This is a genomic window from Limnofasciculus baicalensis BBK-W-15 (genome assembly GCF_024178385.1).
Classification (GTDB): domain Bacteria; phylum Cyanobacteriota; class Cyanobacteriia; order Cyanobacteriales; family Coleofasciculaceae; genus Limnofasciculus; species Limnofasciculus baicalensis.
In genome coordinates this window covers 1-6001 of record NZ_JAMZMM010000271.1, presented here as the reverse complement: position 1 = coordinate 6001, position 6001 = coordinate 1, and the positions used below count along the sequence as shown (strand labels likewise).

The following is a 6001-nucleotide window of genomic DNA, read 5'->3' as shown; positions in this document are numbered from 1 at the left end:
TGAGCGTCGTGACTCTTCTGAGCGTCGAGATCCTTATGAGCGTCGTGACTCTTCTGAGCGCCGAGATCCTTATGAGCGCCGTGACTCTTCTGAGCGACGAGATCCTTACGAGCGCCCCGATCCGGCTAATCGCCGAGATCCTTACGAGCGTCGTGACTCCTCCGAGCGTCGCAACTCCTCCGAGCGTCGCAACTCCTCTGAGCGTCGGGAGTCTTACGGAGTCGGATCTGGTCGTTCGAGTCGGGATCGCTTAAGATCTGCTCCACTGGAGAATGATTGGGATGAAGAGGATGATGATTGGTTCTAATTTGTTATTGGTTTTTGGTTGTTGGTTTTTTTGTGGGTTCCTTGCTGTATAACAGGTGTCTCACCTGTTAGAAATCATATTGCAGCAATCCAATTTCAACAAAGATTTTACGGCTTTAGTGGGCAGTCCCCTGGAGAACAAGAAGAAGCTGATGATTACGTTTGAGGGAGTGCCAACCCTACGGTTATTAAAAGGCGTGCAAGTTATCAGTTATAACCAACAACCAATAACCAACAACCAACAACCAAAAACAAATAACCAAAAACAAATAACCAACAACCAATAACTACTTTATATGGAAAACTTTCGGAATTATTACGACATATTAGGAATCCCGACAGATGCAACTAGCGAAGAAATTAAGAAAGAGTTTCGGCGGCTAGCGAGAAAATATCACCCCGATGTGAATCCGGGTGATGCAACCGCTGAGGAAAAGTTTAAGGATATCAACGAAGCTCATGAAGTGCTATCCGATCCTAGTAGGCGATCGCAGTACGATCAATTCAGTCGCTTCTTGAAGAAGAAAGGCACTAGTCGCCCAAGTGCCAAAACTGCAAGTGTGAGAAACGCATTCAGCCGTAACGGGACTAACCGTACCGGAACTCAGGAAGTAGATTACGATCAGTTTGGCGACTTTAATAGCTTTGTAGACCAACTCCTCGGTAGGCGACAGTCATCTCGTACTGCTACTGCTACTCAAGGTAGCAGCGTTCGGGTTAATTCGTCAGATGCTTACAAACCGGGAGGGAGTAAAACTGCTTATACTGTTAATTCTCGCCCCACTCCCAAAGATATAGAGGCGCGATTGACACTACCCTTAGAAAAAGCATATCTGGGTGGATTAGAACGGATTCGTCTGGAAGATGGGAGATCTTTAGAGGTTGAGTTACCTGCGGGTATGGTAACAGGTCAAAGAGTGCGTCTGAAAGGTCAGGGTATTGCTGGTGGGAGTCTATTCTTAGTTATTACTGTTGCACCCCATGCTTTTTTTAAGCTGGAAGAGTCAGATATTGTCTGTCAGATACCAGTAACTCCTGCGGAAGCGGTACTGGGGGGACCAATAGAAATACCGACTCTGGATGGTAGAGTGAAAATAAATGTTCCCCCTGGAGTGAGATTTGGTCAACGATTACGCCTTGCCAATAAAGGTTATCCAATTGATGGGGAAAGAGGAGATCAATTAGTTGAAATTTTAGTCGTGATTCCTAAAGAGATATCGCCAACAGTTCGAGAACTTTATGAGAAGTTGCGGGAGATTGATGATTTTCATCCGAGACGGGATTTGTTGATTTGAGTTGTTAGTTGTTGGTTGTTGGTTATTTGTTATTTATTCTTGAACAAATAACAAATTTATCCAGTCCAGATAAACCGTTAGTGGTTTTAAGTATTGTGTCGTAAACGACAAACCGCCATAACTTCATGTTCTCAGTTCAGTATAAATTGCCCTACCTATTTCTTTCAAGATTGCTGGTTTAACGATAAAACGGCGAGCGCCAAGCTGGAAGGCTCGCTGTTTATCTTGAGTGAATGAAAGTGCGGAAAGAATTATCACTGGCACTTCTGTCCATTCAGAACTTCGGAGTTGTTCCATTAGGGTAAAACCATCAATTCCAGGTAACTTGATATCAAGCAATATTAAGTTAGGTTTAAATTCTTTGATGGAATTTATGAAATTATATCCACTGGATAAAGTATGAACCTCATACCCTTGTAATTCAAGATATTCAGCAATCACTTCTCGATTTAATTTATTATCCTCAACAAACAGAATTTTCACAAGCAACAGTGGAAATTTCAATAGCATAAATCCTATAATAAATCAAGGAGTTCAGGATAAATCTAGTAGGACACCCAAAAACTCCCAGAAACCCGGTTTCTTTAAGAAACCGGGTTTCTATCTACCGCATCCTTTAATCTTCTGATGGTTTCACGATGGCTTCAATTTCGCTGGATACTTCATAAAAAGAAGTCATTGGTGCTTTAGTAAACAAATGAGACATCTCCTTCAGAATCGCCTCATAAGCCTCATTTTGATTAGCACCCATATTCTCTATCCCTTCCCAAAAAATAACAGCAATACCTTTATCTGTTCCCGGCTCTCGTAATAAGTATGCTCCTTTAAAACCTGTGCTGTAGGTTGATACAGCTTTTTCATAAAGTTGTTGAGCTTCTTCAAACTTGCCGGGTTTAAATTCACCAATCGCCACATAAGCAAATTTGTGCTTGAGAAAATCCAAAAATTCTGACATAGCTACCTCCTATTGTTTGTTGTTTGTTGTTTGTTGTTTGTTGTTCGTTGTTCGTTGTTCGTTGTTCGTTAACAAGGGACTTACAACCCCTTGTTATTGTAGCGTTTCGCCTGTGACAATTATTAGTTATTTGATTGACAACCAACAACCAACAACCAATAACCAACAACCAATAACCAATAACTTATTTTGCCATCAATGCCGTAAGTTTGTGCAATAATTGAACAGGCTCTACAGGCTTCAACAAATAATCATCAACAAGATCCATAATCTCTTCCTCCTCGTCAGTTGACAAGGTAGGATCGAACAAGGCTAAAAATTTGATTTGTTTAGTAGTACGTGAATTCTGTAGATATTGACCGATTTCGTAGCTGTCTATAGTCGATAAGTGCCAATCAATAATTGTAGCTTGTGGTTCGAGGAGTTCGATTTGTTGAAGAGCAGTTGAACCATCAACGAGCCAAACAACATGATAGCCTGCGGCTGTGAGAATTTGGCAAATCTCTGTGGCGGTTTCCTCGCTATCGTTAACTAATACTATCGTTCCTTGAGGTGCGGAATTTTGAGCCGAATTATCCTCTAATTTACCTGAATTGGCTGAAACTAGGGGTTGGAGGGGTAGCCAAACTGTAAAGACAGAGCCTTGATTAACAATTGACTCTACTTCAATTGTACCACCGTGGAGTTCGATCAGCTGTTTAGTCAAGGCCAAGCCTAAACCTGTCCCTTCATATTTGCGGTGGTAGGGAGTCTCTAACTGCTGAAACTTTTGAAAAAGAAGTGGTAAATGTTCTGGGGCAATACCAATACCTGTATCTTCTATTTGAAAAGCTACGAGGTTATTTTCTCTCCATACACGTAATATTACCCTGCCACCTTCGGGAGTAAATTTGATCGCATTACCCAATAAATTATAGATAATTTGTCTAACTCGACGTTGATCGGCACGAAAGCGATCGCTTTTATGTACTACCTGAAAGTCAATCTCCAAATTTACATGATTGTGGCTAGCTTTTTCCTGGAGACTTCTCAACATTTGGTGGGTAAGATGGGATAGTGAAAATTCATTAATATTTAAAACTGTTTTACCTGCTTCTACTTGAGATAAATCGAGAATGTCGTTGATTAATTCTAGCAGGTGTTCCCCATTTTCTTGAATCATTTTTAAATATTGTTTCTGCTTTTCCGGTGGAACCTTTGGAGATCCTTCTTCCCCAAAAGACCAACGTAAAAGTGTCGCTGACAATCCAATTACACAAGTAAGAGGTGTCCGTAACTCGTGACTCATTGCTGCCAAAAATTCACTTTTGGCACTATTCGCTGCTTGCGCTGCTTCTAAAGCATCTCGGAGTTCTTGAGTTCGTTCGATTACTCGTGCTTCTAATGTCGTTTTTTGCTGTTGCAATTGGGCATATAATTTCGCTTGATAAATAGCAACAGATAAATGTTCTGCAATCTCTTTTAGCAACTTTTTTTCACTACTTTTCCACTGGCGAGGTTCAAAACATTGGTGAGCTATTAACATCCCCCATAGCTTGTTTTTGACGATAATTGGAGCTACTAATTTAGCTCGTACTCCTGTCTGCTGCATCATCTCCAGTAAGCAAGGATAGGTAGTGTAAGTTCTTTCCACATCATCAATTGCAACTGTCATTCCTTGACAATATTTTTCTCGACAGTTTGGTACATGTGTAAAGTAATCTTTCTGTTCTATCCAATTAAGAACGGAGGGTATTATTTCTGATGATTTGGATTCATAAGTCACACAACCCCAAGCTATTTCAGAGGTTGAGGGGAGGTGCGGGTTTTGGGTTTGGGTACTATTTACTTCCCATTTATTCATCTCCCCTTCTTCCCTCTCTTTCCCATTTTCTATAGGAGAAAACTGGAAGTCAAATTGATAAATTACTAGTCTATCCACCTCGAGAAAATGTCGCACTTGCTGAACAGCGGTAGTCAAAATAACAGGTAATTCTAGGCTTTGACGGATTTGAGTTGTTACCTGATTAAGGAGTCGTTCCTGTTCAAACTGTTGGCGCAGCGCATCTTCTATTGGTTGACAAACGGAAACAGAAGGATATATTGGTGTCGGTGGTGCGGAATTATTGCTTTCTTCAGGATTAATAATTTCTAGTAAGGAGAGAGTAAATTCACTCTGGATTGCCGGATTATTTGGTTGTGGTGAAGTGCGAATAATATCTAGAAATGGGGGTATAGACGGATGGTTGTTTAAATATTGTGCAAGTTTAATGAGGAAGGATACGATCTCCTGGGCATCAAATGTCAACCCCACCTTATACATTGTCGGCTCTATCTCACCATTAGACAAGTTATCCGACTCCCCTAGTAACAGTGCCTTAAAATCTGGAGATACCACAATTGTAAACTCTGTGACTGTTTCCTCCATATACATTGGTACAATGGGCAAATCATCTGACCTGAGAACCACTGCTCCTGGACAAATTCTTAAATCTATCTGCTCAAATAGATTTTGTAGCCGCTGAAATATCGTCAATGGCAGGGTTCGAGTGAATCTTGGATTACCCAATATCGACATGACTTTAGTTTTGTGTAAAAGAGCTACAGCACTTTACTGATGACACGCACTCGCCGTCACCAGACAATCAGTTAAGGCAGAATGGAGAATCTATAAGCCAGAAGGCATAATCCTTTAAGACTTATGGTATCTACTTTTATTTCGTTTTTAACTGTATAGTTATTTATTACCAAGCTCCACTCGTAGTCTATGTTATTAATTATGGGGAGTGTAGAGATGTTACACGGCAACTTCTCTACATAATCTCATCCACCAAAATTAATTAGATCGAGCAGTAGGCAACAAATAGATTTGAGCTTCAAGTAATTCAGAGGATTTGTATCATGCACCGCATCGCAGCAACGCCAGGAGGATGGAACCCACAAGGAGAAGGTGTTATAGTTATCGAACAGACACCAGCACCCATCATTTTTATGACGGCTGCGGATACCGATATTCAAACAATAACTGCCTCCACAACTCAACTGCCAGTAGAATTTCCAGCAATACGGGTTGTTAACCTCTTACACTTGCAGCAGCAATTAACGATAGATACTTATGCTGAAACTGTATTGGCTTTTGCTCAGATCATTATTCTAAGGCTTTTGGGGGGACGTTCATACTGGTCTTATGGATTGGAAGTAGTTCAGGAAACTGTCCAGCAAACGGGTGCTACGTTAATTGTATTGCCTGGAGACGATCGCTACGACTCGGATTTGATCGGTCATTCCACAGTAGCCCTCGCCGAGGCTAACCAACTCTGGCGCTATTTCACTGAAGGTGGAGTAGAAAATTTTACTAATGCTCTTGAATTTATCGCCGATTTGTGCTTAGGAAAAAATTATAACCCACTACCGCCAAAACCTGTTCCTCGTGTGGGGATTTATCCTTGGGGAGTGGGGAGTGGGG

Annotated in this window: 4 protein-coding genes and 2 pseudogenes; 3 read left to right on the top strand and 3 right to left on the bottom strand. The window is 41.2% G+C overall.

What is annotated here, in order from left to right:
* Positions 1 to 307 (top strand): annotated as a pseudogene (locus NJ959_RS21450) (molecular chaperone DnaK); the annotation flags it as partial.
* Between the two features lie 295 nt (positions 308 to 602).
* Positions 603 to 1601 carry a DnaJ C-terminal domain-containing protein gene (locus NJ959_RS21445; RefSeq protein WP_254013780.1) on the top strand — a complete coding sequence of 333 codons (999 nt, stop codon included), beginning with the start codon at positions 603 to 605 and terminating at the stop codon, positions 1599 to 1601.
* A 123-nt stretch (positions 1602 to 1724) separates the two neighbouring features.
* Here NJ959_RS21445 and NJ959_RS21440 read toward each other — a convergent pair whose 3' ends face one another.
* From NJ959_RS21440 to NJ959_RS21430, 3 genes are all read right to left on the bottom strand, one after another.
* Complete coding sequence (locus NJ959_RS21440; protein ID WP_254013779.1) at positions 1725 to 2084, bottom strand: response regulator; 360 nt, start codon at positions 2082 to 2084, stop codon at positions 1725 to 1727.
* Between the two features lie 133 nt (positions 2085 to 2217).
* Entirely contained in the window at positions 2218 to 2556 is a 339-nt protein-coding gene (locus tag NJ959_RS21435; RefSeq protein WP_254013778.1) for an antibiotic biosynthesis monooxygenase, read from the bottom strand.
* A 184-nt stretch (positions 2557 to 2740) separates the two neighbouring features.
* The gene (locus tag NJ959_RS21430) at positions 2741 to 5113 is read right to left on the bottom strand and encodes a hybrid sensor histidine kinase/response regulator (protein ID WP_254013777.1); all 2373 of its coding nucleotides are present in this window, start codon (positions 5111 to 5113) and stop codon (positions 2741 to 2743) included.
* Positions 5114 to 5436: 323 nt separating this feature from the next.
* Here NJ959_RS21430 and NJ959_RS21425 point away from each other — a divergent pair.
* Positions 5437 to 6001 (top strand): annotated as a pseudogene (locus NJ959_RS21425) (cobaltochelatase subunit CobN); the annotation flags it as partial.